The 25,667-nt window shown below is 52.3% G+C and carries 26 protein-coding genes; 11 read left to right on the top strand and 15 right to left on the bottom strand.

What is annotated here, in order from left to right; genetic code table 11:
• The first annotated feature begins 48 nt into the window (after positions 1 to 48).
• The 3 genes from AC6I4B_RS22945 to AC6I4B_RS22935 are packed head-to-tail and all read left to right on the top strand — an operon-like array spanning position 49 to position 1,316.
• Positions 49 to 318 carry a hypothetical protein gene (locus AC6I4B_RS22945; RefSeq protein WP_497768422.1) on the top strand — a complete coding sequence of 90 codons (270 nt, stop codon included), beginning with the start codon at positions 49 to 51 and terminating at the stop codon, positions 316 to 318.
• 9 nt (positions 319 to 327) lie between these two features.
• Complete coding sequence (locus AC6I4B_RS22940; protein ID WP_497768421.1) at positions 328 to 765, top strand: PTS sugar transporter subunit IIA; 438 nt, start codon at positions 328 to 330, stop codon at positions 763 to 765.
• A complete protein-coding gene (locus tag AC6I4B_RS22935; protein WP_497768419.1) occupies positions 762 to 1,316 on the top strand; it encodes a P-loop nucleotide/nucleoside kinase family protein in 555 nt (184 codons plus the stop codon). Before AC6I4B_RS22940 ends, AC6I4B_RS22935 begins: the two co-directional genes overlap by 4 nt.
• Positions 1,317 to 1,335: 19 nt before the next feature.
• Here AC6I4B_RS22935 and AC6I4B_RS22930 read toward each other — a convergent pair whose 3' ends face one another.
• From AC6I4B_RS22930 to AC6I4B_RS22915, 4 genes are read right to left on the bottom strand one after another with little or no spacing between them, the layout of a single operon-like run.
• A complete protein-coding gene (locus tag AC6I4B_RS22930) occupies positions 1,336 to 3,081 on the bottom strand; it encodes a putative frv operon regulatory protein (RefSeq protein ID WP_497768418.1) in 1,746 nt (581 codons plus the stop codon).
• Positions 3,081 to 4,151: an aminopeptidase gene (locus AC6I4B_RS22925; protein WP_497768416.1), complete on the bottom strand. Its 1,071-nt coding sequence runs from the start codon at positions 4,149 to 4,151 to the stop codon at positions 3,081 to 3,083. Before AC6I4B_RS22925 ends, AC6I4B_RS22930 begins: the two co-directional genes overlap by 1 nt.
• Complete coding sequence (locus AC6I4B_RS22920; protein ID WP_497768415.1) at positions 4,141 to 5,586, bottom strand: PTS fructose-like transporter subunit IIBC; 1,446 nt, start codon at positions 5,584 to 5,586, stop codon at positions 4,141 to 4,143. Before AC6I4B_RS22920 ends, AC6I4B_RS22925 begins: the two co-directional genes overlap by 11 nt.
• A 10-nt stretch (positions 5,587 to 5,596) precedes the next feature.
• Positions 5,597 to 6,043 (bottom strand): PTS fructose transporter subunit IIA, encoded by a 447-nt coding sequence (locus AC6I4B_RS22915; RefSeq protein WP_497768413.1) that lies wholly within the window; start codon positions 6,041 to 6,043, stop codon positions 5,597 to 5,599.
• Positions 6,044 to 6,340: 297 nt separating this feature from the next.
• Here AC6I4B_RS22915 and AC6I4B_RS22910 point away from each other — a divergent pair, with 297 nt between their 5' ends.
• Positions 6,341 to 6,553 (top strand): YdgH/BhsA/McbA family protein, encoded by a 213-nt coding sequence (locus tag AC6I4B_RS22910; protein WP_497768411.1) that lies wholly within the window; start codon positions 6,341 to 6,343, stop codon positions 6,551 to 6,553.
• Positions 6,554 to 6,594: 41 nt separating this feature from the next.
• Here AC6I4B_RS22910 and AC6I4B_RS22905 read toward each other — a convergent pair whose 3' ends face one another.
• Positions 6,595 to 6,918 carry an AzlD domain-containing protein gene (locus tag AC6I4B_RS22905; protein WP_497768409.1) on the bottom strand — a complete coding sequence of 108 codons (324 nt, stop codon included), beginning with the start codon at positions 6,916 to 6,918 and terminating at the stop codon, positions 6,595 to 6,597.
• Complete coding sequence (locus AC6I4B_RS22900) at positions 6,918 to 7,568, bottom strand: AzlC family ABC transporter permease (RefSeq protein WP_497772292.1); 651 nt, start codon at positions 7,566 to 7,568, stop codon at positions 6,918 to 6,920. Before AC6I4B_RS22900 ends, AC6I4B_RS22905 begins: the two co-directional genes overlap by 1 nt.
• Before the next feature lie 114 nt (positions 7,569 to 7,682).
• Between AC6I4B_RS22900 and AC6I4B_RS22895 the strand changes: the two genes are divergently transcribed.
• Together AC6I4B_RS22895 and AC6I4B_RS22890 are read left to right on the top strand one after the other, a co-directional pair.
• Entirely contained in the window at positions 7,683 to 8,231 is a 549-nt protein-coding gene (locus tag AC6I4B_RS22895) for a helix-turn-helix domain-containing protein (RefSeq protein ID WP_497768408.1), read from the top strand.
• A 344-nt stretch (positions 8,232 to 8,575) separates the two neighbouring features.
• On the top strand, positions 8,576 to 9,973 hold the full coding sequence (locus tag AC6I4B_RS22890) for a carbohydrate porin (protein WP_497768406.1): 1,398 nt from the start codon (positions 8,576 to 8,578) through the stop codon (positions 9,971 to 9,973).
• 37 nt (positions 9,974 to 10,010) lie between these two features.
• Here AC6I4B_RS22890 and AC6I4B_RS22885 read toward each other — a convergent pair whose 3' ends face one another.
• The 8 genes from AC6I4B_RS22885 to rhaB form a co-directional block, all read right to left on the bottom strand.
• Positions 10,011 to 10,739, bottom strand: a complete 729-nt coding sequence (locus AC6I4B_RS22885) for a GntR family transcriptional regulator (protein WP_497768404.1) — start codon at positions 10,737 to 10,739, stop codon at positions 10,011 to 10,013.
• A gap of 116 nt (positions 10,740 to 10,855) precedes the next feature.
• On the bottom strand, positions 10,856 to 12,106 hold the full coding sequence (locus AC6I4B_RS22880) for a PTS sugar transporter subunit IIC (protein ID WP_497768402.1): 1,251 nt from the start codon (positions 12,104 to 12,106) through the stop codon (positions 10,856 to 10,858).
• 33 nt (positions 12,107 to 12,139) lie between these two features.
• A complete protein-coding gene (locus AC6I4B_RS22875; protein ID WP_497768401.1) occupies positions 12,140 to 13,447 on the bottom strand; it encodes a 6-phospho-beta-glucosidase in 1,308 nt (435 codons plus the stop codon).
• Positions 13,448 to 13,671: 224 nt separating this feature from the next.
• Positions 13,672 to 13,986, bottom strand: a complete 315-nt coding sequence (gene rhaM, locus AC6I4B_RS22870; RefSeq protein ID WP_497768399.1) for an L-rhamnose mutarotase — start codon at positions 13,984 to 13,986, stop codon at positions 13,672 to 13,674.
• Positions 13,983 to 15,131 (bottom strand): lactaldehyde reductase, encoded by a 1,149-nt coding sequence (fucO, locus tag AC6I4B_RS22865; RefSeq protein ID WP_497768397.1) that lies wholly within the window; start codon positions 15,129 to 15,131, stop codon positions 13,983 to 13,985. Before fucO ends, rhaM begins: the two co-directional genes overlap by 4 nt.
• 69 nt (positions 15,132 to 15,200) lie before the next feature.
• The gene (gene rhaD, locus AC6I4B_RS22860) at positions 15,201 to 16,025 is read right to left on the bottom strand and encodes a rhamnulose-1-phosphate aldolase (protein ID WP_497768396.1); all 825 of its coding nucleotides are present in this window, start codon (positions 16,023 to 16,025) and stop codon (positions 15,201 to 15,203) included.
• A gap of 143 nt (positions 16,026 to 16,168) precedes the next feature.
• Entirely contained in the window at positions 16,169 to 17,428 is a 1,260-nt protein-coding gene (gene rhaA, locus AC6I4B_RS22855; RefSeq protein ID WP_497768394.1) for an L-rhamnose isomerase, read from the bottom strand.
• Positions 17,425 to 18,894: a rhamnulokinase gene (gene rhaB, locus AC6I4B_RS22850; protein ID WP_497768393.1), complete on the bottom strand. Its 1,470-nt coding sequence runs from the start codon at positions 18,892 to 18,894 to the stop codon at positions 17,425 to 17,427. The genes rhaA and rhaB overlap by 4 nt, the downstream gene beginning before the upstream one ends.
• A 302-nt stretch (positions 18,895 to 19,196) precedes the next feature.
• Here rhaB and rhaS point away from each other — a divergent pair, with 302 nt between their 5' ends.
• A complete protein-coding gene (gene rhaS, locus AC6I4B_RS22845) occupies positions 19,197 to 20,033 on the top strand; it encodes an HTH-type transcriptional activator RhaS (protein WP_497768391.1) in 837 nt (278 codons plus the stop codon).
• A gap of 72 nt (positions 20,034 to 20,105) precedes the next feature.
• Complete coding sequence (gene rhaR, locus AC6I4B_RS22840) at positions 20,106 to 20,954, top strand: HTH-type transcriptional activator RhaR (RefSeq protein ID WP_497768390.1); 849 nt, start codon at positions 20,106 to 20,108, stop codon at positions 20,952 to 20,954.
• Positions 20,955 to 21,149: 195 nt separating this feature from the next.
• Here the strand turns inward: rhaR and AC6I4B_RS22835 are convergent, their stop codons facing one another.
• The gene (locus AC6I4B_RS22835) at positions 21,150 to 21,431 is read right to left on the bottom strand and encodes a hypothetical protein (RefSeq protein ID WP_497768388.1); all 282 of its coding nucleotides are present in this window, start codon (positions 21,429 to 21,431) and stop codon (positions 21,150 to 21,152) included.
• A gap of 136 nt (positions 21,432 to 21,567) precedes the next feature.
• Here AC6I4B_RS22835 and AC6I4B_RS22830 point away from each other — a divergent pair, with 136 nt between their 5' ends.
• From AC6I4B_RS22830 to AC6I4B_RS22820, 3 genes are all read left to right on the top strand, one after another.
• The gene (locus tag AC6I4B_RS22830) at positions 21,568 to 21,882 is read left to right on the top strand and encodes a PTS fructose transporter subunit IIB (protein ID WP_497768387.1); all 315 of its coding nucleotides are present in this window, start codon (positions 21,568 to 21,570) and stop codon (positions 21,880 to 21,882) included.
• The gene (locus tag AC6I4B_RS22825; protein ID WP_497768385.1) at positions 21,875 to 22,990 is read left to right on the top strand and encodes a PTS fructose transporter subunit IIC; all 1,116 of its coding nucleotides are present in this window, start codon (positions 21,875 to 21,877) and stop codon (positions 22,988 to 22,990) included. Before AC6I4B_RS22830 ends, AC6I4B_RS22825 begins: the two co-directional genes overlap by 8 nt.
• Positions 22,991 to 23,074: 84 nt before the next feature.
• Positions 23,075 to 25,666 carry a glycoside hydrolase family 38 N-terminal domain-containing protein gene (locus AC6I4B_RS22820; protein ID WP_497768384.1) on the top strand — a complete coding sequence of 864 codons (2,592 nt, stop codon included), beginning with the start codon at positions 23,075 to 23,077 and terminating at the stop codon, positions 25,664 to 25,666.
• Position 25,667: the final 1 nt, after the last annotated feature.

Here is a 25,667-nt window from a genome sequence, read left to right as displayed (position 1 = left end):
TCTCTTAATAAATATCCGTTGTCCTGTAGTTCATCAGGAGGGGTTGCTATGTTTAAATCTTTAAAAACGTTGTGGAAAAAAGATGACGAACCGTCACAGAATTATGATGAACAGTCCCATCTGTTGGCGGAAGAAATAGCCAGGCAGGAAGTTGAATTACAGGGCAATCCGGGAAATAGTGGAATCCAGAAAGCATTAATGTTGACCTATAATCGAGCGTTGCCGGTTTATGCCAAAAGCCAAACGCATCGACACAAAATTGATTCTCTATTTATTCGCATTGATGAGTTACGCAATATTATTCGTCGTAATATTTAGGGAGGGATAATGACGATAAAAGATCTTCTCATTGAAGCCGATGCAATTCAGGTCGGCGTTAAGGAATCTGACTGGCAAAAAGTGATTCAGTTGGCTGCCAGCCCACTGATCGCAAAGGGGTATATATCCGCAGAATACGGCCAGGCGGTTATTGATAATACGCTCAGCCACGGCGCGTATTACGTTTTTGATGAGGGTATCGCTATTCCTCATGCTCGCCCAGAATGTGGCGTGATACGCAACTGCTTCAGCCTGGTGTTATTGGATAAACCTATTCAGTTTGCGGATAGCGAAGCCGCCGATATTGTGATTATGTTTGGCGCCGAGGACAGTAATTCACACATTGAAGAGGGGATTCGCGCCATTGTCGCACTGCTTGATAACAACGAGCGGATGGCGAAATTGAGAACGGCGAGTTCCAGAGAGGAGGTGGTTGCATTGCTATGAAAAGACACCTTACGCCAGAGTGTAAAACGGTCATTTTAATTAACGGTATACCTGCATCGGGAAAGAGCACGATAACACAGCAACTCTCGGAGACTTTTAACCTGCCGCTGCTGACAATTGACGGTATCAAGGAACCTTTTATGGCGCGTTTTACAGAAATAGACCGCGCGTTGAATCGCCAGTTAGGCTGTGCGGCTTATGAGGTTATGTGGTCAATTGTGGGTCAATCTCCCGCCAGTTGTGTTTGGTTACTGGATGCCTGGTTTGGTTTTCAGCCAAAAGAGACTTTGCAGTCTTTAGTACAACGGGCGGGCGTGGAGAAGGTTATCGAAGTCTGGAACCAGATCACTCCAGAAATGGCGGTCTTTCGTTATGCGCAGCGCTTAGCACAGCGTCGGCCTGGGCATCCCGGAGAGGAGTATTTACCGGAGCTGGCGCTGCTGGCTGAACAAGCTGAGCCTATGCAGCTAGGCGAGGTGTTCAGGGTTGATCAGCAAAAACCGTTAGACCTTGAAGCGCTAAATACATGGATAGCCATGCAAGTACAGTAAAGCACCGTCAGGTGCTTTATTATTGCTTGAGGAGCGTGATAAAGGCGTCATATCCCGTCAGGCCACTTATTGTTTCAGCAGACTGGCGGCACAGCACGTCGGCTAAATAACTGAATACTTTTAATTCATGGCGGGCATCAGCGGCGGCACAGGCGACCAGAATATGGCTGACGGTTTCGTTATTTACCTGTACGGCGAGAGACAGGGTGATCAAAAAGCCGCGAAAACGGTGCTCTTGTTCGCTCCAGCAATGGGGAATAGCCAGCCGGTTGACGATGAGATTCTCACCTTCGTTCTCGCGCGCACAAATACGCTGCGCTTCATCCTGAGTGAGATGATTCTGCGCTACAAGCTGTGCGCAGATATTTTCCGTGATGTGTTGCCACGCTTCCCCCGGCGTATTTTGGTAGTGAAAGCTACCGGGCCTGGAAAAGAAACGTTCCGGCTGATGACGAATAAATGCCGTCGCCAGAAAACTTTTGATTTGCTCCGTGCCTGCCGTGGTTATGATATTTTTGATGGTGAGAATATTTTTCACCGACTCATCGAGTAAATAGTGGCTGTTGTTGATGATTAATAGCGGCTCGACTTCCTGACTAATTGCCGCCACCTCTTTTGGACTGCGCGCAATCATCACCCGGCAATTTAAGACATCTCGCTCGATGGCCAGTTGGTTAATCGTGGCGATGGCATTTTGGTCTGACAATAAGATGATCGGTTGGCGTTCATTTTGATGCCGCTCCAGCGCGCAGGCGAAATACAGCCCGATAAGGTCACTATCAAAGAGCGGAATATCGAGTTTTTCGCGCAGTAGGGCAATAAAGCGCAGGCTCATATCAAAAGCCGCAGGCCAGGCGGCTTTCAGGTTATTCATGCTGTTTTGCCGGTGTTCCGGCAACCAAATGGGCGCGGCGACGCAGCGGAGTAAATGCCCGGTGATATTTTCGACCAATTGCGCGTCAATAATGTTTAGCGAGGTGACGCTGGGGATATTTTGCAGTAATGAAACCACCACCTTGCTGGATATCGCTTTGGTTTGCTGCTGCTGTTTTTCGATTAACCCGAGAAGGGTTCTGAATGCGCTATCCGCTAAATAAATCCCCGCCTGTTCTACGGCGTTTTTTAGCGTTGCCAGCGGGCACTCCGGCCATTGAACGGTGAGCTGGTTTCGCAGGGCATAAACGGCTAACACCAGGCTCGCCAGATATTCGCCGGGCATCGGCGAAAACGTGTCGATAGCGCCACATGCGGTGTGCAGTTGCTGAATGTTATCTCGCGAAATACCGGGCAGGGGGAGCAGGTACGGATCTTTTTTTAGCAGATTTGCCAGCAGGATAATGCGTTTTTGCTCCGGCTCGTCAATAAAATGGCCGACGCCAGGGCGGCTCGCAATACAAAACGCCCGTTCATAGCGCTGTTTTAGCCGCGCCAGCCTCTCCGTTACCCAGACTTCGGGCAAGTTTAACGCCGACGCGAGCTGCACGCGTGGGGTAAAGGCGTTGAGTAACAACAACGCCAGCAACCGATCATCATTATCATGGCGCTGTAAAAGCTGGAAATAGCTGCGCCGGTCGATAATTTTTAGCTGATAACCCGCGTTACCCGTGGGATGAATACGTGCCTTACCGCTCAGCGTGAAATTGAGATAATCAATATCACGCAGAATGGTACGGCTCGAAACGCCAGTTTGCCGCGCCAGCTCGCTCAGCGGGCTGGGCTGCTGTTCCAGAATATCGACAAGTTTTAACTGGCGTTCATTCAGCATCAGGACACCTGGCGAAAATCAGTTAATGCGCCGACATGCTCTGCGGTCAGTGAGTTTAATAACTCGCGTATCAGCGCAAATAAGGTGTCGTAATCCGTTTTGGAGATCATGCCGCTGTTGGCGTGCAGGTAGCGGGTTGGCAGGCATAGCGCGACCACAGGCCGCCCGCCGCCCATTACGTTGTAGCGCCCGCCGTCCGTTGCGCCGGTTTTCATGGTGCTGAACTGCAACGGCAGGTGCTGGTTTTCAGCTATTTTTCTCAGTGCGGCAACCAGCGGCTGATTGGGGAAATAGCGCTTATCAAACAGCATTAGCCCCGGCCCATCGCCCAGTTTCAGCGGATATTTTATATTATCGATACCCGGCACATCGCCCGCGACGGCGGTATCCAGCACGATAACCACGTCGGGTTTGATATGCTCCGCTGAGGTTTGCGCCCCGCGTAGCCCAACCTCTTCTTCCACGCTGCCGACGCCGTACAGGGTGATGTTAGGGTTATCGACCGTTTGTAAAAGCTCTGCCATCAGGGCGCAGCCGACACGGTTATCCAACGCTTTGCCGATGATTTTATCTTCCCCCCAGCGGGCAAAGTTCGCTTCCGGGCTGATGAAATCGCCAATCTCAATACCGCGAGTTTTCACCTCCTGGCGGCTGCTCGCGCCAATATCAATGAACATTTCGTCAAACGTCAGCGGCTGCTGCTTCTGTTTTTCCGTTAAAGCATGAGGCGCTACGGAGCCGATTACCCCTGGAATTTTCTCTCCCTTGCGAGTACGGACGGTGACCCGATGGTTGAGCATCGACTGGCTCCACCAACTGCCAATGGTTGTGAAGCGCAGAAAACCGCTCTCGTCGATATGCGTAACCATAAAGCCGACTTCATCCATATGCCCAACCACTGCAACTTTTGGCCCCTGATGGCCTTTACGGGCAACAAAACTGCCCAGGCCGTCAAAGGTGATTTCATCAACGCATGGCTCCAGCGTATTGATGAGAAGAGTGCGCACTTCCTGTTCATCGCCACTGACGGCGCTGGCTTCGCATAACTGTTGAAGTAACTTAATGTTCATGGGCAAGCTCCTGCTGTGCGGCTTTACGTTTGAGCCACAATCCTTTCAGAATGATGATTAACGAAATGTTGAGCGCCAGACCTATCGCCAGCACCAGATAAAATGAGCCTACCGGAGACATCAGGCCAATCAGCGGGTCAAAGATACCTAAACCTGGCGCGAGCCGTTTGATTCCAAAAGCGATAACCAACATACCGGTGACGCCGCCTGACAGCGTATTAGCGGTAATCATTGGCAGCGGCGCGGCTAACGCATAGGGAATGGCGGGTTCCGTCGCCACCGTAGCACCAACCACAATCGCGCTGCTGGCGGCAGATTTTTCCTGCTGGGTGAACAGCTTAGGCGCTAGATAAGTAGCGATACCGGCTGCGACAGGCGGCATCAGCGCCACTACGCCGACGATGGCGTACCAGTCATAGATATGTTTTTCCAGTAGTGAGAAGCAGAAGAACCAGGCGGTTTTATTGATAGGCCCGCCCATATCGAACGCCAACATTGCGCCGACAAGAAACGCCGCGCCCATTTTCATTGACGGTGGAATGGTATTCAGGAAGTGCAGCAGCCCGCCCATAATGTCGGACATTACAGGGCCGATGACGTAATAGGTCAGTACGCCAAAGACCAGCAGTGTCACAAACGGGATCAGCATCGAGCCTAACAGCGGTTGCAGCGCTTTGCCGAGTTTCACTTTGCGAAAATGCAGAACAAAATAACCGATCGCCAGCCCCAGAATGACCGCGCCGAGAAAACCCGCGCCAGACTGCGTGCCCAGTAGCCCTTTATCGTTCGCCAGATAACACACCAAAAAAGCGGGTGCGAATGCCGGTTTATCGCCGATAGACCAGGCGATATAGCCGCCCATAATCGGGATCATAAAGGTGAAGCCCAGATACCCGATGGACTCGATAACCCACGTAAACGACGGCGCACCTTTCGACATGTCGGTATAAGGTAAACCGAATTGCACCAACATATTGGCCAGGGCGACCAGAATACCGCCGCCGATAACAAAGGGCAGCGCTGCCGAGACACCCGCCATCAGGTGGCTCATCACGCTACCCTGTTGTACCTCTTGCTGGCCCAGCTTAACGCCGCTATCGGCGGCAAAAAGCTGTGAATGTGAAGGTAATTGCGTGAAGATCTGGTCGATATTTTTCAGGGCTTGCGAAATGGCTATCTCATACACTTTTTTGCCTGCAAACCGCGCCCGGTCTTCCGCGCTTAACCCTCGCCCGGTCGCCAGAATGACGTAATCGGCGGCGGCTATTTCCTCGTTACTCAGGCGGTTTTCGACGCCGCTTGAACCTTGAGTTTCTACTTTAATGCTGTGACCAAGCGAGCGTGCTTTTTGCTCCAGCGCTTCTGCCACCATGTAGGTGTGAGCAATACCCGCCGGACAGTTGGTGATTGCCACTAAACGTAAGGATGACTCCATGATCGCCTCCTTATGAGGTGAGAGTCTGATTTAGTAAAGCGAGCACCTGGTCGGCATCGCCTTGTTTTAGCTGCTGAATAAATTCCTGGTGAATAATTTTGCGACACAGCGTGCCGATGATTTTGACCTGTGAATCTTCTCCCGCTTGCGGAACGCCGAGGCAAATCCAGCAGTTAACGGCTTCGCCATCGCTGGCTTTCCAGTCCACGAGCTGGCTTTTTCGCGCAAATAACACAAACGGCTGTTTGACACAGTCGCTCTTGCCGTGGGGAACGGCGACGCCAGAGCCAAAGCCGGTGGAGTGCAATTTCTCGCGCATCAGCAGGGTTTGCAGGAATTGATGTTTGTCGGTGATATAGCCGTTTTGAAACGCCATCTCCGAGAGTTGTTTGAGGATGGAATAAGGGCTATTTCCCGAAATAGCCAGATCAATGCAGCTTGCTGTAAGGGCCGTCATGGTGACACTCCGTTAAAAACGCGTTGGATCGAGTTTAACGGCGAGGCGGTGAAGAGATGAGCGGCAATATGTCAGCGTTTAGTGACATTTTGCGCGCTAAGCATATGCGCGCTTTGTGGCGAAAGCCTCATTTTGCTATCGGGAGATAAAGTGAAATATAACGCCGGAGATATGAATCAATTATTTTGAATAACTGGAGCAAATCCTTCCGCTTTTTGTTGTGCGAGATGAGGGCTATTATTTATCTCATCAAGGCAAAGCGCCTTATCTAAACAACTAACTTAAAGGGTTTATATCATGAACAACATCAAAACTTTTGTCGCAGTTATCGCTCTCTCCGCTTCTTTTGGTTCTTTCGCCGCACAAACCGTTACCGCAACGGCCTCAACTATTGATGGTGCAGAAGCCAAAATTGCTGCACAGGCAGAACAGGCTGGCGCAAGTTCTTACAAAATTACCCAGGCTTACAGCGGTAACCGCGTACACATGACCGCAGAGCTGAATAAATAACTCGCGAGTCACTGTCGAAAGAGCGCCCCAGGGGCGCTTTTTTAGTTTATACCGGCCAGACGAAGCAGTGCGGTGGCGATCGCCGCAGCGATAATCACCACAATCAACGGCGCTTTCCGCCAGGCAAGGAAAAGGGCAAAACCCACGCCCAGCACGCGCGCCATGCCAGCAAAATGTTCGCCTTCATAGAAGGTGGTTGCTAATGCGACGGAAAATAACAGCACCGTGGCGGCATCCGACAACAGCGCCTGAGAGCGCTCGGAGAAGGCTAAACGGCTCCCCAGTTTTGCCCCGCCTAAACGCATCAGATACGTCCCGACCGACAGAATGGCGATGCCCACAATAATCAGCGTGATATCAGCCATTATTTTTTCCTCGCCAGCAGGCCGAACAGCGACAGCAGTACCGGTAGGCCGACAGGGGCAAACGGTACGGTGGCGAGCGACAGCGCCGCACCGCTACAGGCGCGAATCAACGTGGTACGTTTTTTAAAGGCCGGGATCACCAGCGCCAATAAAATGGCGGGGAAAACCGCGTCCAGACCAATGGTTTCCGGGGCTGGCAACAGTTTACCCACCGCCGCGCCGAACAGCGTGCCCAGCGGCCAGAAGAGAGCCACGCCCATTCCACATAGCCAAAATGCGGCTTTGCGTTGCTCTGGCGTTGGTTGCGACAACCCAAACACCACGCTTTCATCATTCATAATATGGCAGCCGATAAAACTCGCGGCGCGGCGACCCACCAGGTCTCGCACCGTGACGCCAAACGGAATGTGCCGCGCGTTAACCAATAAACCGGCAGCCGCTGCCGCCAGAGGATTACCGCCGCTGGCGACAATGCCGATAAACATAAATTCAGACGCGCCCGCCAGTACGGAGACGGAAAGCAGCAGTGGAACCCACAGCGGGAAGCCATAAGCCATTGCCAGCGAACCATAGGAGACGCCCACCACGCCGACGGCCAGGCAGACGAGGAAAATCGCCTTAACGGTGCTGCCACTCAGGCAGGAGAACATTTTTAGTGACATGTAAATTTGCCATATCGAACGATATTTCCATTATAATGAACGAATCATTATAGCAGTTCAAGCCGAACGCTTCGTTCGGTATATAAAACGATGGAGTTGTGTATGACACAGCCAATCAACGTGATTGCCAAAAGCCTGGTGCGTGAACGGACGAGAACGGGGCTTTCTTTAACTGAGGTTGCCCGCCGAGCGGGTATTGCGAAATCGACACTTTCACAGCTTGAGGCCGGCAACGGTAATCCTAGCCTGGAAACGCTGTGGGCGCTGTGTGTGGCGCTGGATATCCCCTTTGCCCGTTTGCTGGAGCCACAGCCGCAAAAAACGCAGGTGATTCGGCGCGGTGAAGGCACAAAGGTGATTTCTGAGCAGGCAAACTACCAGGCGACGCTACTGGCGACCTGCCCGCCGGGGGCGCGGCGCGACATCTATCTGCTGACGACCCAACCGGGCGCAGATAGAGTTTCTCAGCCGCATTCTACCGGAGCGGTCGAGCACATTATGATAACGCAGGGTAGGGCGCTGGTGGGGTTGACGTCGGCTCCCGAGGAGCTTAACGCCGGAGATTACATCTGCTATCCCGCCGATGAAGAACATCTGTTTAAAGCGCTGGAACCGGATACATTCGCTATCCTTGTTGCCGAACAGAATTAAAGGTCAATGGGCGAAGTTATATAAATAACTGCGCTCATTTATGTTAATCATACTCATTAACTAATATAATTTTATTATTTTAAATTCATTATTATATAAAATATTTATTTCCTTAGATATTATCTCTTTTCAGTGTTACCTCGCTCACGATTATCAATATGTGCTTATTTACGCACTAATGTTTATTAGCTAATCTTCTGAAGCCTGCTATGGAATGTACTTTCTCTAATTAAGCATTTCTCTTAGTGATTTGATTATAAAAAAGATTCATCGCGATTATATAAATGCGCACGAAATCTCTCAGGGGGGTTCCGGGTTATTCTTTATTTCAAGGAAAGTGAATAATGAAGAAATCGACATTATCTATAGCAATTGGATTATTGTTGGTGGCTAATACAGGTTTTGCTAAAACAACAAAATTGACGTTGGAGCAACGCCTGGAACAGTTAGAATCACGTCTGGAAGCAGCAGAAAATCGGGCAACAACCGCTGAACAGCAAGTACAATTTTTACAAGTACAACAGGCATCCGAAATTAAAGAAATTAAGGACGCTCAGGGTAATACACCGGTAAATGGTCAGGTATCAGCGGATGAGACGAAGAAAAATATCTCTACGCCTAACCTCCAGCTTAGCGGCTACGGTGACCTGAAAATCTACGGCGACGTCGAAATTAACATGGATGCGGAAAGTCGTCGCGGCACACTGAGCAAACTCAACGAAGACAATACCACCGAGCAGTGGGATATGGATGGTCGTATTCTGATTGGCTTTGATGGCATACGTAAAATGGATAACGGCCAGTTTGCTGGCTTTTCTATCCAGCCGTTGGCCGATCTGTACGGCAAAATGAATCTTGATGATGCCTGGTTCAACTTTGGTCAGGAAAATGACTGGAAAATTAAAGTCGGTCGTTTTGAAGCCGCCGATATGTTCCCGCTTAACCAGGATACTTTCGTAGAGCATTCCGGTAATACCGCCAACGATCTCTATACCGATGGCCAGGGTTACATCTATATGATGAAAGAAGGCCGTGGTCGTTCCGACTCAGGCGGTAACTTCTTAATGAGTAAGAATATCGATAACTGGTATTTCGAACTTAACTCATTGATTGAAGACGGTACTACCATGTATGCCGATGGTGACACCATCAACACCGATGGCCGCACTTACCACGGACGTGAGATGGAGAAAGAGAAAAACGTTGTTTATCTGCGCCCGGTCGTTACCTGGTCGCCAGCCACTGAACTCTCGTTCTCTGCGGCGATGGAATCCAACGTTGTTAACAATGCCTACGGCTACACCAACAGCAAAGGCGAATTTGTCGATCAATCCGACCGTACGGGCTACGGTTTAACCATGACCTGGAACGGTTTAAAAACCGACCCGGATAACGGCGTGGTCTTTAACCTGAATACCGCTTATTTAGATGCCACTAACGAAGAAGATTTTACTGCGGCCACTAATATTTTGTGGAAAAATATCGAACTTGGCTATATTTTCGCGCGTAACAAGATTACCGATTTTAGCGGCGTAGTGTGCGAGAACAGTTGTATTATCGAGGACGAAGGGACTTACGATATTCATACCATTCATGCTTCTTACTTAATCCCGAATGTAATGAATATGCAGAACTTCAATATTTATCTGGGAACCTATTACTCTAAAATTCAGAGTGATGAGGAAATCTCCTCTGATGATGACCGCTACGGCGCTCGTCTCCGCTTTAAATATTTCTTCTAATCATGCTCGCTACAAAACGCCCGTAAACGGGCGTTTTTTACTTACCCACCCAGCTATTTTTAACTTTAAATTTATCGGCGCGGTTGTAGCTGCATGAGTAGTTAAACGCCGTGCCGTCTTCGAGTTTTGTCACGCCAGTCACTTTTAACATCGGTTTCCCTGGCGAAATATTCAGCAATGCGGCTAGGGTTTCATTAAAGAGATCGGCTTCTATTACCGAATTATAAAATTTAATTTTCTTCCCCGTTTTTTGCTCGATGTATTCATAGAGCGAGCCATTTTCTAGCACCACACGATCAATGACATCAATAACGTTACACACAATCCATGAGTCTTCGACCAGCGCCGGAACGCCATCAATCATACGAACGCGGCGAATATAATGCACCGGCTGTTCGGCGGTGAGATCTAAGTGTTGGGAGACGAAAGCGGGGGCTGGAACGATTTGCGCAGTGACAAGCCGGCTCGTCACCTTTGCCTGCTGTTGAAATTCGCGGGAGAAGCCAAGAATGGAATCACTGGCTCCATTGTTGAGCATAAAAACATTATCCTGGAGACTGCGAGAAACAAACATTCCCTTGCCGTGTATCCGCTCAATAAATCCTTCCTGCTCAAGAATATGCATCGCCTTCTGCAAAGTGACTCGGGTCACACCATATTGCACTGCGAGATCCCGCTCAGAAGGGATTTTTTCCCCGATGGCGTATTTCTTTTCCTGAATGGCGTTTTTTATACTGTTTTTAATCTCAATATAGCGGGCAGTCATTTTCTGTTTTTCCGTAGGCATCCAGAGATCAAGGCGCGCCTCCACTACGGCGTGTTTCCATCGCCAACAGTGAAGCCGCGCCTAGTGTAGCATGGCTGGCTACATGCCTACGGGCATTATGCGTTCGCCGCCTTCAACTGAGTGTCTTCCGCTGCTTCCGTCGCTAGTTGGTTCCTTTCCATCATTTTAAAGAACGGGAAGTAGATAATCGTTGAGATAATGACCATGCAACCAGACCATATCGCCGCAGGAATGTTACCTGCCGTTGCGAAATAGGCGTTCAGAATCGGCGGCATTGTCCACGGGATCTGGAACACCGGGCGAGCAATAATATTAAAGTCCATCAGCAAATAAGAGCAGGTGCAAAGCACCATCGGGGTGATAATTAACGGCAACATCATTAGTGGGTTGAGCACCATAGGAACGCCAAAAATAACGGGTTCATTGATGCAAAAAATTGCCGGTGTGATAGACATCCGACCCAACGATTTATAATAACGACTTTTAGATATCATCATCGCCAGTACAAGCCCCATCGTCGCCCCAGAACCGCCAGAGCAGATAAAGAAGTTATAAAACCCTTCAGCCGTTATATGGGGAATGGGTTGATGAGCTAAAAAAGCCTCGGTGTTTTCAGCAATAAACTTCAAAAAAATCGGGCTTGTGATACCGGAGAGAACGTTGGTTCCATGAATACCGCAGCACCACAATAGTGAGATTAAAAAAACCAGTAGCAACATGCCCGGAAGGGTATCAAGCCCTGTGACCAACGGGCTGAGGATCAGCGTAAAAAAAGCATTGATATCAAAATCCAAAATCACGCGGATAAACCAAATCAATACCAGGCATACAACGGCGGGAATCAGGCTGATAAACGATTGCAGTACCGCAGGCGGAACGCTTTCAGGCAATTTTATGTAAATCTTATGAACGATAAAAAACCGGACAATATAGACCGTCGCGATAGAAAGAATGATGGCGGAAAACAGGCCGGAAGCACCAAAGTTATCCACGTTGATTTTCCATTGGCTATCGAGTTGCGCCATTAAGAACACAGCAACGGTGATACAAGTACAGCTTAAACCATCCAGCGATAACTGTTTTGCCAGGCTATAGCTGATACCAATGGCTGAGATAAGCCCGATAGCGCCAAAAGTCACGCTGACCGGGACGCTGAGGGTATGACTGAAATCACCTAAAAACTCACTCCATCCTGGAATAGGCAGGTTGGCGATAATAAGAAAAATACTGCCAGCAATAATAAAAGGTAATGTGTAGGTAATCCCATTACGTACTGCAACCAGAATCGTATTCTCACCTACTTTAATTAAAATAGGGACAACTTGACGTTCTAAGAACTTTATCATGGCACTATCCTTAGTCTGCAATTCAGAGAGGGATTACCGATATTGTGGTAAATAGTCGCGATTAGCGGCCAGATAATCATTAAGAATCTTTTCTGCGATATCGACGGAAGGGACTAATGGATGTGATGCCAGCGCGAGCAGCGCCGTCTGTTTATTCCCTGTGATAGCGGCTTCAACCGTTAATTCCTCAAAGGCTTTTACGCTCTGAATTAGCCCTCTAACCGCCACGGGCAGGCGGCCATATGCCAATGGGTGCGCGCCACGGCTATCAATTACCGCATTGGTTTCAATAACGGCCTCATCAGGTAGGTCAGGTGTCGTTCCCCGGTTTGGAATGTTTACTACATGTATTTCCTGCTTATTATTGTAAATCGAACTGATAATTGAACAGGCTGTATCGGAATAAAGAGCGCCGCCGCGCGCGGAAAGCGCCGCAGGTTTTTCGCACAGCGAAGGGTCGCGATAAAGCTCAAAAAGCGATTTTTCAATGACCAGTGACTGCTCACCTCGCGTTCCGCCATGCTGAAGTTCAGCGATTTCATGCTCTACCATTTCTCGGTTCAGGTAGAAGTATTTCAGATAGGAGAGGGGGTAAAGTTTTAGCGAGCGAATAAAGTCAGCGGGTAAACCGAGATCGGGGATATTTTTCAGCTTATTCGCGCCGACGCCTTGCGCGAGCTTCTCAATAAAATCGTCAGTGAGATCCTGACCATTAACCGCAATTTGGTCGGCAAAAATAAGATGGTTTAGCCCCATGATGCGCGCGTATACATCGTCTCGTTCCACACCGTAAGCACCGGCAATATCGCGCATCATGCTGTTAGCACCGCTGCAAATACCCAATGATTTTATAGGGCTATATTTTGCGATAGCTTCCGTTACGATCCCAGCGGGATTGGTAAAGTTGATAAGCCAGGCGTCCGGGCACAGGCGTTCCATTTTTTTGCACACCTCCAGCAATGCGGGGATAGTGCGCTGTGCTTTCATAAAGCCGCCTGGGCCGGTCGTTTCCTGGCCGAGCACCCCGTAGCGCAGGGGGATTTTTTCATCCTGAATACGAGCCGCCAACTGGCCCACACGAATTTGCGTCGTGACAAAATCAGCGCCATCCAGCGCCTTATCCAGGTCGGTAGTGAGATGGACAACCATATCAATACCGGCTTTTTTGACCATTCGCTGAGCCAGCGCGCCGACAACGTCGAGTTTCTCTTTGCCTGCCTCAATATCGACGAGCCAATATTCGCTAACCGGTAACTCTCCGTGACGGCGAATAAAACCATCAATAAGCTCAGGGGTATAGCCAGAACCCCCGCCCAGGGTCACTACTTTTAGTGTCTTCATGCTGTCCGTGCTCCATTGTTATAACTGGCATATGCCAGTTCGAGCGACGTTAGCACAAAGGGATAGGGTTTCAATGACCGAGGGAACGTTTATGGTGAGTTTTTTGGAAAATGGGAGAAAGGTCTAAAAATGAGAGAAAGAAGGTGAAAACGCATTCGAGACAAAAGGGGGCGGAGCATGATGCTGTAAACCCCCAGCGCATATCCGCCGGGGGTTTACGGGGTTTAGTCCAGATAAAACACGGCTTTTAACTCGGTGCTTACCGGGCTATTGTCGGGGTTTGCAGGCATGACATCCGCCATGTGTTTCCACCAACGCTGGCACACTTCCGTATTGGCTACTGCGTTCCAGCGTTCTTCTGACTCAATCTCAACGGTTGCGAACAGCAGGTTACGTTCTTTATCGAGATAAATAGCGTAATGGTGCGCGCCATGAGATTTCAGTACCGCCTCCAGTTCTGGCCAGATTGGGTTATGACGACGCTGATACTCTTCGTGTGCATCAGGGTTCACCTGCATCACAAAGGCTTTGCGGATCATAACGCCTCCAGGTACAGCGCTCGAACTTCATCACGGCTGGCTGTACGTGGGTTGCAAGGGGCGCAAGGGTCAGCCAGCGCTTTATCCAGCCATCCTTCGATATCGTCTTTGGTGATGCCCAGTTTTGCGAAACCTTCAGGGATCCCAACGCGAGCGCTGAGCTTACGGATAGCGTTAATCGCTTCGACGCTTGCGGCTTCATCGCTCATATTACGTGTATCGACGCCCATCGCCTGCGCGATACGTGCAAAACGCGCAACCGCATTCGGGCGGTTAAAGTTTTCAATCACGGGCAGCAAAATTGCATTACAGACGCCGTGCGGCAGGTTATGCGTAGCACCCGGCTGATGGGCTAATGCGTGTACCAAACCCAGGCCCGCGCTGTTGAACGCCATGCCCGCCAGATACTGACCAAATGCCATTTGCTCGCGCGCTTCCAGGTTGTGCCCATTGTCCACAGCTTCTGGTAGCCACAGGTTTATCAGGCGAATCGCTTCCAGCGCGTTGGCGTCGGTTAATGGGTGCGCGCCCACGGAAACATACGCTTCAACGGCGTGAGTTAAGGCGTCCATACCGGTTGCAGCGGTCACAGAAGCGGGGATATCCAGCATGACGCTGGCATCGTCCACGGCGATATCCGGGATGATATTGGCATCGATAATCACTTCTTTTACCTGGCGCGCGGTATCAATGATGACGGCGTTGCTGGTCATTTCAGCGGCTGTGCCTGCGGTGGTGTTGATTGCCACCAGATGCACGCCCGCGTTAACCACTTTGCCGACGCCGGAATAGGCGGTAGACGGGCCAGGGTTGGCGGTCAGAATTTTAATCGCTTTTGCGGTGTCGATTGGGCTACCGCCACCGAAGGCGATGATGTAGTCGCATTTTTCCGCCTGATACGCGGCAAAGCCTTTTTGCACCAGCTCTTCGGTTGGGTTCGGGAATACCTCATCGAACAGGTGATAAGGCATTTTATGCGCGTCCAGCGCAGTAAACAGGCTATCCAGCAGGCCCAGCTTCACCAGTTGCCCGTCCGTCACCACCAGGGCTTTGCCCCACTGCTTATTGGCTACCAGATTGACCATATCGGTAATCGCGCCCGCGCCGTGCAGGCTGATTTTGGGAAGCGCCAACATAAAGCTCATGATATTTCTCCTTAAAATGAAAGCTCTATGTCCGGCGACAGGCTGTGTCGCCGGGCGTGAGCGGATAGATTACAGCGCGAGGGCGCTGGCGAGTGGGGTGACGCCGAAGCGTTTGCCAAGCGCAATCAACTCGTCGCGAGAGATGGTCTGCTTCATGCCGCCCATCGAGTAGACTTTGACCAGGATTTCTGCGGATTTTTCGGCGGTATCAATCAGGCCGAAAGCTTCGTCAAGCGTAGGGCCGCTGCCGAAAACGCCGTGGAACGGCCATAGCACCAGCGCGTGTTTCTGCATTTCAACGGCGGTCGCCTCGCCGATTCCGTCGGTTCCCGGAACCATCCACGGCAGAATGCCAACACCGTCCGGGAACACCACCAGGCACTCGGTGCTGCCTTCCCACAGTTTGCGGGTAATCAGCGCGGTGTTGTTTTCCAGAACGTAGGTCAGGGCAATCAGGTTGGTCGCGTGGCAGTGCATGATCACGCGGTCTTTGCCGTTAGTGGCTTTGATACGCTCGCAGTGTGATAAGAAGTGCGCTGGCAGCTCGGAGGTTGGGACGGCTTCGTCGGTCAGGCCCCACAGGATATGATAACCCGCACCGTCGCTATCGATTTTCACTACGCCGAGGTTGGCGGAAGGCTCAATCTGCACGTTGCGGAAGAATTTGCCGGAACCGGTCACGATAAACGGCGTGTTTGCCAGCATTGGCATCGGTTGGCTCAGGGCGATATAGCGCGGTTTCGCGTGGAAATCAGCGGTGTATGGCGCAATATCTGCATCATCAAGGCGCAGCGTCAGGTTGCCGCCGTTACGTTCGTCCCAGCCTTTCAGCCACGCATCGGAAGTGGCTTTGATCATCCCCTGGACAAACCAGGAATCAGTAATGTTTTGCATGTTCGGTGTTCCTGTTTATTGCCCGAACGTTATCGGGTCTTACGTAGGCCGGATAAGCGAAGCGCCATCCGGCAATCGTGTTTCATTCATTGCCGGATGGCGACGCGAGGCGTCTTATCCGGCCTACAAGGCTGGCGCCACGGTTAGCTACGTTTGCTCAAAATCTCTTTTTCATACGCGCGCACGTTTTCCAGCCACTGGCTACCCGCTGGAGTGTCATTGCGCTGGCAGTACATTTCCCACACCGCTTGCCACGGCAGGCATTTCTGTTCTTCCAGCAGCGCCAGACGTGCGGTGTAGTCGCCGGATTCTTCCAGTTCACGCAGTTGAGCGGTTGGCTCCAGCAGTGCGCGCAGCAGCGCTTTTTTCATGTTGCGGGTTCCGATAACCCATGCCGCGATACGGTTGATAGAGGCATCGAAGAAATCGAGGCCGATATGCACGCGGTCGAACAGGTCGTGGCGAATGATTTCGCTCGCAATCGCCTGTGTTTCGTCGTCCAGCAGGACAACGTGGTCGCTATCCCAGCGCACCGGGCGGCTGACGTGCAGCAGCAGACGCGGCACGTACAGCATGGCGGCGGAGATCTTGTCGGAGATAACTTCCGTTGGGTGGAAGTGGCCCGCATCCAGGCACAGTGCGGTTTGGCGGCTGGTGGCGTAACCCATATAAAATTCGTTGGAACCCACGGTGTAGCTTTCTGCACCAATGCCGAACAGCTTGCTCTCTACGGCATCAATGTGGTGTGCCGGGTCCAGTTTTTCGCTGATCACTTCATCCAGCGCGGCAGCCAGACGCTGGCGCGGCGCTAAACGGTCAACGGTCACGTCTTTCATGCCATCTGGGATCCAGATGTTCATCACTGACGGCGTGCCCAACTGCTCGCCAAAGTAGGCCGAAATGCGACGGCTGGCTTTGCAGTGGTCAATCCAGAACTGGCGGATTTCTGGATTTGCGTGAGACAGCGTAAAGCCATCGGCACTCAGCGGATGCGAGAAGCAAGACGGGTTAAAGTCGAGGCCGAGATGATGTTCCTTCGCCCACTCAACCCAGTTTTTGAAGTGCTCTGGTTTGATTTCGTTACGCGCAACTGGGGTTTCAGACTCCAGATAAATCGCGTGCAGGTTCAGGCGTTTTGGCCCAGGAATCAGGCTTAGTGCCTGTTCCAGGTCGGCACGCAGCTCGGTGGCATTACGCGCTTTGCCCGGATAGTTGCCGGTCGCCTGAATCCCACCTGTCAAATTGCCTTCTGGATTTTCAAAACCCGCGACATCATCGCCCTGCCAGCAGTGCATGGATACCGGTAAGCGATTCAACTGCTGCAACGCCTTTTCGACGTCGATGCCGACGGCGGAATAGCGTTGTTTCGCGAGTTCCCAGGCTTGTTCAATTTGAGTGGTCATGCGCAAAGCTCCTTTGTCTGTCGTGGTGCCTGAAACTGCGCAACGTAGCGGGCAATTTCATGGTCTGGGTTAGGGGTGAAGGTGGTAAGACCATAGTTGTGGGTCACCACCTTGCGGAATTCGTCAACGTTGGCCAGCTCATCCAGCGTCATAAGCTGAATACCGATATTGCCGAGGGTAGAGGCTTCTATCGGGCCAGCGACTACCGTAATGCCACAGGCATCGGCGCACAGTTGATTGAGCAGTTGGTTCTGGCAGCCGCCGCCCACAATGTGCAGTTGGCTGAATGGCTTGCCGCGAAGCGCCGTTAGCTCACGTAAAACTTCGGCGTACAACAGCGCCAGGCTATCGAAAATGCAGCGCGCCAGTTCAGCGGCTCTGGTCGGGATCGGCTGGCCCGTTTCGCGACAAGCGGCCTGAATTTCAGCGCTCATATGTTCTGGATTAATAAAGCGATCGTCGTTCGGGTTAATCAGGCAGCGGCAGGCTGGCAGTGCCTCGGTTTTCGCAATCAGCGTGGGCAGGTCGCGCACTTCCTGTTCTTTCAACACGCGTTGCAGCAGCCACAGCCCCATAATGTTTTTCAGCACCCGATAACGCCCTTCTGCACCGCCTTCATTGGTGATGTTGGCGCGCTGCGCTTGCTCGCTGGTGTACGGCGTTTTACTTTCAAACCCCATCAGCGACCAGGTGCCGGAAGAGAGATAAGCCGCATCGGCGCTGGCAAGCGGCGAGGCGATCACCGCGCTGGCGGTATCGTGGCTTGCCACCGCGACGACCGGAATATCATTCCCCTGCGGGCAAACCCACTGGCCGATAACATTGCCCGGATGCGTCGGCGTGCCAAACCAGGACGCCGGTGCGCCCGTCCAGTTGAGCAGGTCTTCATCCCAGTTATCGCTTTCGATATTCACCAATTGCGTGGTGGTCGCGTTGGTGTATTCCCAGTTCATCTTGCCGGTCAGGCGGTAGCTGAAATAGTCAGGGATCAGCAGTGCGTGGGCAGCCTGTGCAACCAGCTCCGGCTGTTGCTCAACCAGCGCGCGTAGCTGATACAGGGTGTTGAATGGCAGAAACTGAATGCCGCTGCGGCGATAAATGTTGCCTTTGCCAAGCTGTTCCATCGCTCTGGCCATCATGCCGTCGGTGCGGCTATCGCGATAGGCGACGGGCAGCCCCACTCGCTGGCCGTTTTTGTCCAGCAGGACGTAGTCCACGCCCCAGGTGTCGATGCCGATGCTGTCAATGCGGATACCTTCATCACACACTTTGTTCAGGCCGGTGCGGATTTCTGCTTCCAGGCTATCGATATCCCAGGTGTCAAAACCCGCCTGTTTATGCAGGTTGTTAACGAAACGGTGGATTTCGCGCAGTGAAAGTGAACGCCGTTCGGCGTCGTAACACGCCAGCATTACACGCCCGCTTGAGGCACCTAAATCGACGGCCACACAATGGCGAAAAGTCATGGCAAGAGTCCTTCTAAGAGTCATTGCAGACAGTCTAAAAAAAGGACTCAGACACAACCTTCTCGTTACTGACAGGCCAAATAGGGCGCTGGCAAGAAAGCAAAGATGAACGTGAGGGAGTTCACAAATTCCTGCGATGGCACTGCGCGGAGTGGGTGTGATGGCGTCCGCATTTCCCGATCTTTCCGGCTGTTTCTTGAAAAAATGACCAGTTTTGCGCGCTTTGCTGTCAAAACGTTAAGGTGAGATGGGCCGTCTAATATTACTATCCTGATAATATTTCTCATTTGGCGGGAGTCGTTATGACCGTACTACACAGCGTGGATTTCTTTTCATCAGGTAAGATGCCCGTTGCTATCGAACCACGGCTACCGCAAGCGGCATTTCCTGAACATCATCATGATTTTAATGAGATTGTTATCGTTGAGTACGGTACGGGCATTCATGTGCTGAATGGCCAGCCATATACTATTTGCGGAGGTACGGTTTGCTTTGTGCGGGACGTTGATAGACACCTTTACGAGCACACCGATAACCTGTGTTTGACCAACGTGCTGTACCGCGCGGCGGATGCTTTCCAGTTCTTGTCAGGTTTGAATAAGTTGCTGCCGCAGGAACAAGATGGTCACTACCCTTCGCACTGGCGCGTGAACCAAAACACGTTGCAGCAGGTTAGGGCTATCGTCAGCCAGATGGAAGAGGCCAACGACAGCACCGATATGATGGCGCTGGCGAACCGCGAAATTCTGTTTATGCAGTTGCTGGTGGCGCTGCGTAAAGGCAGCCAGGAGCAGGGCGTGATGGATAACGATGCGCGCCTGAATTTGCTGATGGCCTGGCTGGAAGAACACTTTGCAGAAGACGTGTGCTGGGAAGCGTTGGCCGCGCGGTTTTCACTGTCGCTGCGCACGTTGCATCGCCAACTGAAACACTGCACCGGCCTGACGCCGCAGCGCTACCTCAACCGCCTGCGCCTGATTAAAGCACGGCACTTGCTGCGCCATAGCGATGAAAGCGTGACGGACATTGCCTACCATTGTGGCTTTGGCGACAGTAATCACTTTTCAACGCTGTTTCGCCGAGAATTCGACTGGTCGCCACGCGATATTCGCCAGGGGCGCGACACCATGCTTCAGTAACGCGAAGGGAATCACCGTTTTTTTACCTCAAAACGGCTAAAAATAGAGAGTTGTTCGTCGTGAGGTATCCGCGTGTCAGATCAGTTAATTCTTCGTAAGGCCGATTTTTTTGTGAATACGGCGCAGGCCGTGACCGTGGCCGATCGCTATCCGCAGAACGTTTTCGCTGAACATACCCATGAATTTTGCGAGCTGGTGCTGGTTTGGCGCGGCAACGGCTTGCACATCCTCAACGACCGTCCTTACCGCATCACCCGTGGCGATTTGTTTTACATCCGCGCGGAAGATAAACACTCTTATGCATCCGTTAACGATCTGGTTTTACAGAATATTATCTACTGCCCCGAGCGCTTAAAGCTTAACCTGGATTGGGTGGCTCATATTCCGGGGCTGCACGGTTCGCACTGGGCTTCGCACTGGCGAATTGGCAGCACTGGTATGACTCAGGCGCGGAATATTATGAATCAACTGGAGAACGAGTGCCGCAAAGAGGACGAGCTGGCAAATGAGATGTCGGAACTGCTGTTTGCTCAGTTGGTGGTGTGCCTCAAGCGGCATCGTTACGCCACGGATAACCAGGCGGCAACGCAGAGCGAAGCGCTGCTGGATAAGCTGTTAACGGCGTTGGCGGGTAGCCTTAATCGCCCGTTTGCGCTCGACGAATTTTGCGAGCAGCAAGCCTGTAGCGAGCGTGCGCTACGCCAACAATTTCGCAGCCAGACCGGTATGACTATCAACCATTACCTGCGACAACTGCGCATTTGTCATGCTCAGTACCTGTTATCGCATACCGAAAAGCTGATTGGTGAAGTGGCCATGCAGTGCGGTTTTGAAGACAGTAACTATTTTTCAGTGGTCTTTAACCGCGAAGTTGGGATGACGCCAGGGCAATGGCGCCATCGTAGTCGGGTTATAGCATAATATATAAATATGGTTTATATATTGCAGTGGCATTTTGATACATATTCAGACTAAATCAGACATATTTAGTGAATGCTCTGTGCAATAAATCACAGTTGCTCTTTTATTTTTACTTTATTCTCAACAAACTTATTTGTCGGAGTAACGTTTGTGTTGACCAATTCTATAATCATCAAAAGTCTGCTTTTAATTTTGCTATCTTGCGATCGCAAAATTAAAAGTATGCTTGATTATTTTTGCTGGTTTAATTCCGTTAACGATCTGGCTGAAAATGATATCGCCGAGCAGGAGTGTATGGATACGCAAATGGCGCGCGAATGGTCCTGTCTGTGGGGCTGCGCCAGCGAGGCTATCGGCGCGAGCGTACGTCAGAGCTGCCATCGTCCTGCCCGTTTTGGCCTGCATTTCCCGCAGGCGCTGCTGTGCCGTCGCAAACGTGACGAGCTGGCCTTCAGTTTCCGTAACTCCAGCCTGCATCAACTGTTAGTTTGCCGCCATGCCAGCGGTGCTGACGGTGAAAGCCAGGCTTATCAATTTGTTAGTCCTACACAAAGCACAATGCGCACTTTCGCCATTGTGCTTTTTTTATTGCCTGAATCTACGAGGAATCATTATGTACATTGTTTGTGTTGCTGCTTGTCCGACCGGCGTTGCTCATACCTACATGGCTGCGGAATCGCTTGAAATCACGGGAAAAAACCGTGGGCATGAAGTCAAAGTGGAAACGCAGGGGAGCATGGGCGCTGAGAATGAAATTACGCCAGAGGATCTGGCGCGCGCCGATGCGGTCATCATTGCTGCCGACGTTGCGATTAGCGGCAAAGAGCGTTTCGACGGCATGGTGAAGCTCGAATGCAGCGTCTCCGATCCCATCAAATTTGGCGATGCGGTGTTTGAAGCCGTAGAGCAGGAGGTCGCAAATGGCTAAGTTTCAGGGGGGAGACAAACCGTCTACCGGGATAGAGGTCAAGAACGCCATTATGACCGGCGTCTCATGGATGCTGCCGTTCGTCATTGCTGGAGCGGTGCTGATGGGGATCGCCCGTATCGGCGCTTCTCTCTACGGCATCGATAACATCTGGGATGCCAGCTACGAGCAGGCTGGCATGGTGGTGCAGTTGCTGCACAAATTTGATGGCTTCGGCGGGCTGGCGCTGTCCCTGATGTTGCCGGTGGTGGCGGGCTATATCAGCTTTGCGCTGGCGAACAAACCGGGCCTTGCGCCGGGGATGATTGGCGGCCTGCTGGCGAGTAACCTGGGAACCGGTTTTCTCGGCGCGCTGGCGGCCGGTTTTGTTGCGGGCTATATCGTTCGCGCCCTGAACCGCTACATCAAATTGCCGAAGGCGCTCTCCTCTGCTGTGCCTATTTTCATTCTGCCGGTCGGCGGTACGCTGCTGACCTGCGTGGTGATGGCATTTGTTATCGGTACGCCGCTGGCGGCGTTGAATCACGGCATGGAAAGCTGGCTGTTATCCATGTCCGGCACGAACAAAGTGCTGCTGGCGGCGGTCATTGGCGGCATGGTCGGGTTTGACCTCGGCGGCCCGATTAACAAGGCAGCGGTGACGACGGCAATGGCGTTACTGGCCTCCGGTATTTATGACCCGAACACCGCCGCGCAGGTGGCGATTATCGTGCCGCCAATTGGTCTGGGTGTCGCTACGCTGCTGTGGTCGTCACGCTTCCCGGAATCCCTGCGTGAGGCGGGTAAAGCCTCTACGTTGATGGGGCTGATTGGTGTTTCTGAAGGAGCGATTCCGTTTGCGCTGTCAAACCCAAGAATCATTGTCGTCAACGTGATTGGCTCGGCGGTGGCGGCGGCGATGGCGGTAGGATTAGGGGCGGTAAACCATGCGCCGATCTCTGGTTTTTACGGCTGGCTGGCGGTAGAAAAATGGCCGATTTACGTGCTCTCGATTGTCTGCGGCTCGGCGATTATCGCCTGCGGCTCACTGCTGATTTTCCGTGGTCCGACCGCCACGCCAGAGGTGAAAAAAGAGACGGCGGTACCGAAATTTAAAGCCAGTCGTTAACGTTCCACGGAATTAATATCTTTATATTTAGTGCGGGTAAATATCCGTACGGGTTACCTACGCCTTAAAACAGGAATAAACGAAATGAAAACGGTTCATTTAATTCAGCATACGCACTGGGATCGTGAATGGTATTTTACGGAAAACGATTCCCAGGCTCTGCTTTATTATTTTATGGCGGATCTTATCCAACGTCTTGAAGTGGATGAATCATTAGGCCCATTTATGCTTGATGGCCAAACGGTGGTGCTGGAGGATTATTTCCAACTGGAACCAAAAAACCGCGAACGCGTGCAGGCGCTGGTGCAAGCCGGACGTTTGTTAATCGGCCCCTGGTATACACAGACCGATTTTTTAGTGGTTGGCGCTGAGTCCATCACCCGCAATCTGCTGCTGGGGCAGGCAGACTGTGACGAAATAGGGCCGAGAATGGCGGTTGGTTATGTGCCGGACTCCTTTGGTCAGAGTGCACAGTTGCCCATGTTCCTGAATCAGTTTGCCATTGACCACGCGGTTATCTGGCGCGGCTGGAGCGAGTACGACACGCCGTTTACCGAGTTCCGCTGGCAAAGCCAGGGGGGGAGCGTTGTGACGACGGCGGTGTTGCCGCAGGGTTATGGGTGCGCTAAGTGGCTGCCGACGGATGCCAACCAGGCGTGGCCGCGCCTCTCTGCGGTTATGGAAAAACAGGCGGCATTTAGCCGCAGTACGCAGCTATTACTGCCGAACGGCAACGATCAGTCACCGTTTGAGTACGGCGTTCCGGCCATGCTCGACACGCTGAATCAAGAACAAACGGCGTACCGCTTTATTCGCAGCGACTTTAGCCGCTATTTTGCCGCGCTGGCGGATACGCCGCTGGAGACCTTTGAAGGCGAAATGCTAAGCCCAAAATATATGCGTATCCATCGCGGCATTTTTTCTACCCGCATGGATATTAAACAGGCCAACGTCCGGCTGGAGAACTTCGTCAGCCGTCAGCTAGAACCGCTGCTGAGCGTGGCCTGGAAGCTGGGTTTGCCCTATCCGCAGCGCGCCATTGAGACAATATGGCGCGAGGCGATGAAATCCCACGCCCACGATAGCATCGGGGGGTGTAATGCCGATCGCGTGAATGCGATGGTGAAGGCGCGTTTGCTCTCGGGCCAGGAAAAAGCTGAGCAGTTGTATGAGCTGAATATGCAGATGTTGGCGAACGGCATTACGGCACAGCAACAGGGAAAAAAAATCATCGTCTTCAACGCGCTGCCGTCGGTGCGTGATGGCCTGGTGGCGCTGACACTCTACTTACCCAGCGAGGCGTTCCGCATTGTTGACGAGCAGGGGCAACCCTGCCGCTGGCAGATTATGCGTGAGACATCGCAGGATATGTCCGTCATTGTTCAGGAGCTGTCCAACAGCCCCGATCCCGTCTTTTATCGCAAGTGCGATATTTTACTGGAAGCCACCTCGCTCCCCGCCTGCGGCTATACCACCCTGTATCTGCAAGATGAGTGCGCCCCCGGATTTGCTGTGCCGTCCTCGACAGAAGAGGCGCTGGAGAACCCGTGGTTGCGCCTGACGCTGGAAGGTGAACAGGTCGTTCTGGTCGATAAACGCAGCGGTAAGCGCTGGGAAAATCTGATTCAACTGGTGGACGGCGGCGATGCCGGTGACACCTATAACTATTCTCCACCGGAGGATGACTGGCGCGTCACCGGCACAGGGGCACTGCTTCGCGCCGACTGGCAGCGCGGCGCGCTGGTGGACACGTTGTCGCTAAGCTGGTCTATCGCCGCACCGCACACGCTGGCCGACAGGCAACAGCACCGTCGTAATGCGCAGTTGGATGTCAGCATGGTGGTCACGCTGGATCACCAGCGCCCGACACTTGACCTCCAGGTTAGCGTCAACAACACCTTGCAGGATCACCGTTTACAGGTGGAAATTCCTGGCGATGTCTTTACCGATGTCCATTTTGCCGATCAACCGTTTGGTCTCATTCGCCGCGCCAACCGCCCAGCCACGCTGGATGTCTGGCAGCAGGAAAAATGGGGGGAAGCACCGGCATCGCTGTGGCCAATGCAAAGCCTGGTGATGATGCACGATGGTAAGCAGGGGATCGGCGTGGTAACGGACGGGCTGCGCGAATATGAAATTCCCGCAGAACGCCCATCGGTTATCGCCATTACGCTGCTGCGTAGCGTGGGCTGGCTGGGACGTGCCGGTATGCCGTGGCGTCCGGGACGCGCATCCGGTATGGCGCTGCCTTCCCCAGACTCACAGATTCCAGGCGAATTTAACGCCCGCTTCGCGCTCATCCCGTTGTGCGATGGTGAAAGCCCGAACTTCTGGCGTGAAGTCGAAGCCTGGCGAACACCGCCAGTCGGCTGGCTGGATTCCGGCTGGGCGCGTTTTAAAACCAATCCCCACGCGCTGACATTCCCGACGGCCTACAGCCTGCTGCACTGGGAGACACCACTGCATTTCAGCACCCTGAAAAAAGCACAACGCGAAGACGCGCTGATTTTACGCGGCTGGAACCCCGGCTCGCAGCCGCAGATAAGCTCAACGCCGGTCGCTGAGGCGACAGTGTGCGAAGTCACGCTGGCGGAAAAAACGCTGAACCTGTCGCATGAAACGATACCGGCCTGCACGCCGATCTCATGGCGTATTACGCCCGCAGCCAGAGGATAAT

Source organism: Kluyvera fluvialis, from assembly GCF_059725275.1.
This window is presented reverse-complemented; position numbering and strand designations above follow the sequence as displayed.

Excerpts from the sequence above, each read along its gene's own strand:
- AC6I4B_RS22895 (WP_497768408.1), top strand. The coding sequence starts at position 7,683 with ATGACACAGCCAATCAACGTGATTGCCAAAAGCCTGGTGCGTGAACGG.
- AC6I4B_RS22925 (WP_497768416.1), bottom strand. The coding sequence starts at position 4,151 with ATGAACATTAAGTTACTTCAACAGTTATGCGAAGCCAGCGCCGTCAGT.
- AC6I4B_RS22830 (WP_497768387.1), top strand. The coding sequence starts at position 21,568 with ATGTACATTGTTTGTGTTGCTGCTTGTCCGACCGGCGTTGCTCATACC.
- rhaA (WP_497768394.1), bottom strand. The coding sequence starts at position 17,428 with ATGACCACTCAAATTGAACAAGCCTGGGAACTCGCGAAACAACGCTAT.
- AC6I4B_RS22910 (WP_497768411.1), top strand. The coding sequence starts at position 6,341 with ATGAACAACATCAAAACTTTTGTCGCAGTTATCGCTCTCTCCGCTTCT.
- rhaB (WP_497768393.1), bottom strand. The coding sequence starts at position 18,894 with ATGACTTTTCGCCATTGTGTGGCCGTCGATTTAGGTGCCTCAAGCGGG.
- AC6I4B_RS22880 (WP_497768402.1), bottom strand. The coding sequence starts at position 12,106 with ATGATAAAGTTCTTAGAACGTCAAGTTGTCCCTATTTTAATTAAAGTA.
- AC6I4B_RS22885 (WP_497768404.1), bottom strand. The coding sequence starts at position 10,739 with ATGACTGCCCGCTATATTGAGATTAAAAACAGTATAAAAAACGCCATT.
- rhaD (WP_497768396.1), bottom strand. The coding sequence starts at position 16,025 with ATGCAAAACATTACTGATTCCTGGTTTGTCCAGGGGATGATCAAAGCC.
- AC6I4B_RS22820 (WP_497768384.1), top strand. The coding sequence starts at position 23,075 with ATGAAAACGGTTCATTTAATTCAGCATACGCACTGGGATCGTGAATGG.
- AC6I4B_RS22825 (WP_497768385.1), top strand. The coding sequence starts at position 21,875 with ATGGCTAAGTTTCAGGGGGGAGACAAACCGTCTACCGGGATAGAGGTC.
- rhaM (WP_497768399.1), bottom strand. The coding sequence starts at position 13,986 with ATGATCCGCAAAGCCTTTGTGATGCAGGTGAACCCTGATGCACACGAA.
- AC6I4B_RS22905 (WP_497768409.1), bottom strand. The coding sequence starts at position 6,918 with ATGGCTGATATCACGCTGATTATTGTGGGCATCGCCATTCTGTCGGTC.
- rhaS (WP_497768391.1), top strand. The coding sequence starts at position 19,197 with ATGACCGTACTACACAGCGTGGATTTCTTTTCATCAGGTAAGATGCCC.
- AC6I4B_RS22835 (WP_497768388.1), bottom strand. The coding sequence starts at position 21,431 with ATGCAGGCTGGAGTTACGGAAACTGAAGGCCAGCTCGTCACGTTTGCG.
- AC6I4B_RS22935 (WP_497768419.1), top strand. The coding sequence starts at position 762 with ATGAAAAGACACCTTACGCCAGAGTGTAAAACGGTCATTTTAATTAAC.
- AC6I4B_RS22875 (WP_497768401.1), bottom strand. The coding sequence starts at position 13,447 with ATGAAGACACTAAAAGTAGTGACCCTGGGCGGGGGTTCTGGCTATACC.
- AC6I4B_RS22940 (WP_497768421.1), top strand. The coding sequence starts at position 328 with ATGACGATAAAAGATCTTCTCATTGAAGCCGATGCAATTCAGGTCGGC.
- fucO (WP_497768397.1), bottom strand. The coding sequence starts at position 15,131 with ATGAGCTTTATGTTGGCGCTTCCCAAAATCAGCCTGCACGGCGCGGGC.
- AC6I4B_RS22915 (WP_497768413.1), bottom strand. The coding sequence starts at position 6,043 with ATGACGGCCCTTACAGCAAGCTGCATTGATCTGGCTATTTCGGGAAAT.
- AC6I4B_RS22945 (WP_497768422.1), top strand. The coding sequence starts at position 49 with ATGTTTAAATCTTTAAAAACGTTGTGGAAAAAAGATGACGAACCGTCA.
- AC6I4B_RS22890 (WP_497768406.1), top strand. The coding sequence starts at position 8,576 with ATGAAGAAATCGACATTATCTATAGCAATTGGATTATTGTTGGTGGCT.
- AC6I4B_RS22900 (WP_497772292.1), bottom strand. The coding sequence starts at position 7,568 with ATGTTCTCCTGCCTGAGTGGCAGCACCGTTAAGGCGATTTTCCTCGTC.
- AC6I4B_RS22920 (WP_497768415.1), bottom strand. The coding sequence starts at position 5,586 with ATGGAGTCATCCTTACGTTTAGTGGCAATCACCAACTGTCCGGCGGGT.
- AC6I4B_RS22930 (WP_497768418.1), bottom strand. The coding sequence starts at position 3,081 with ATGCTGAATGAACGCCAGTTAAAACTTGTCGATATTCTGGAACAGCAG.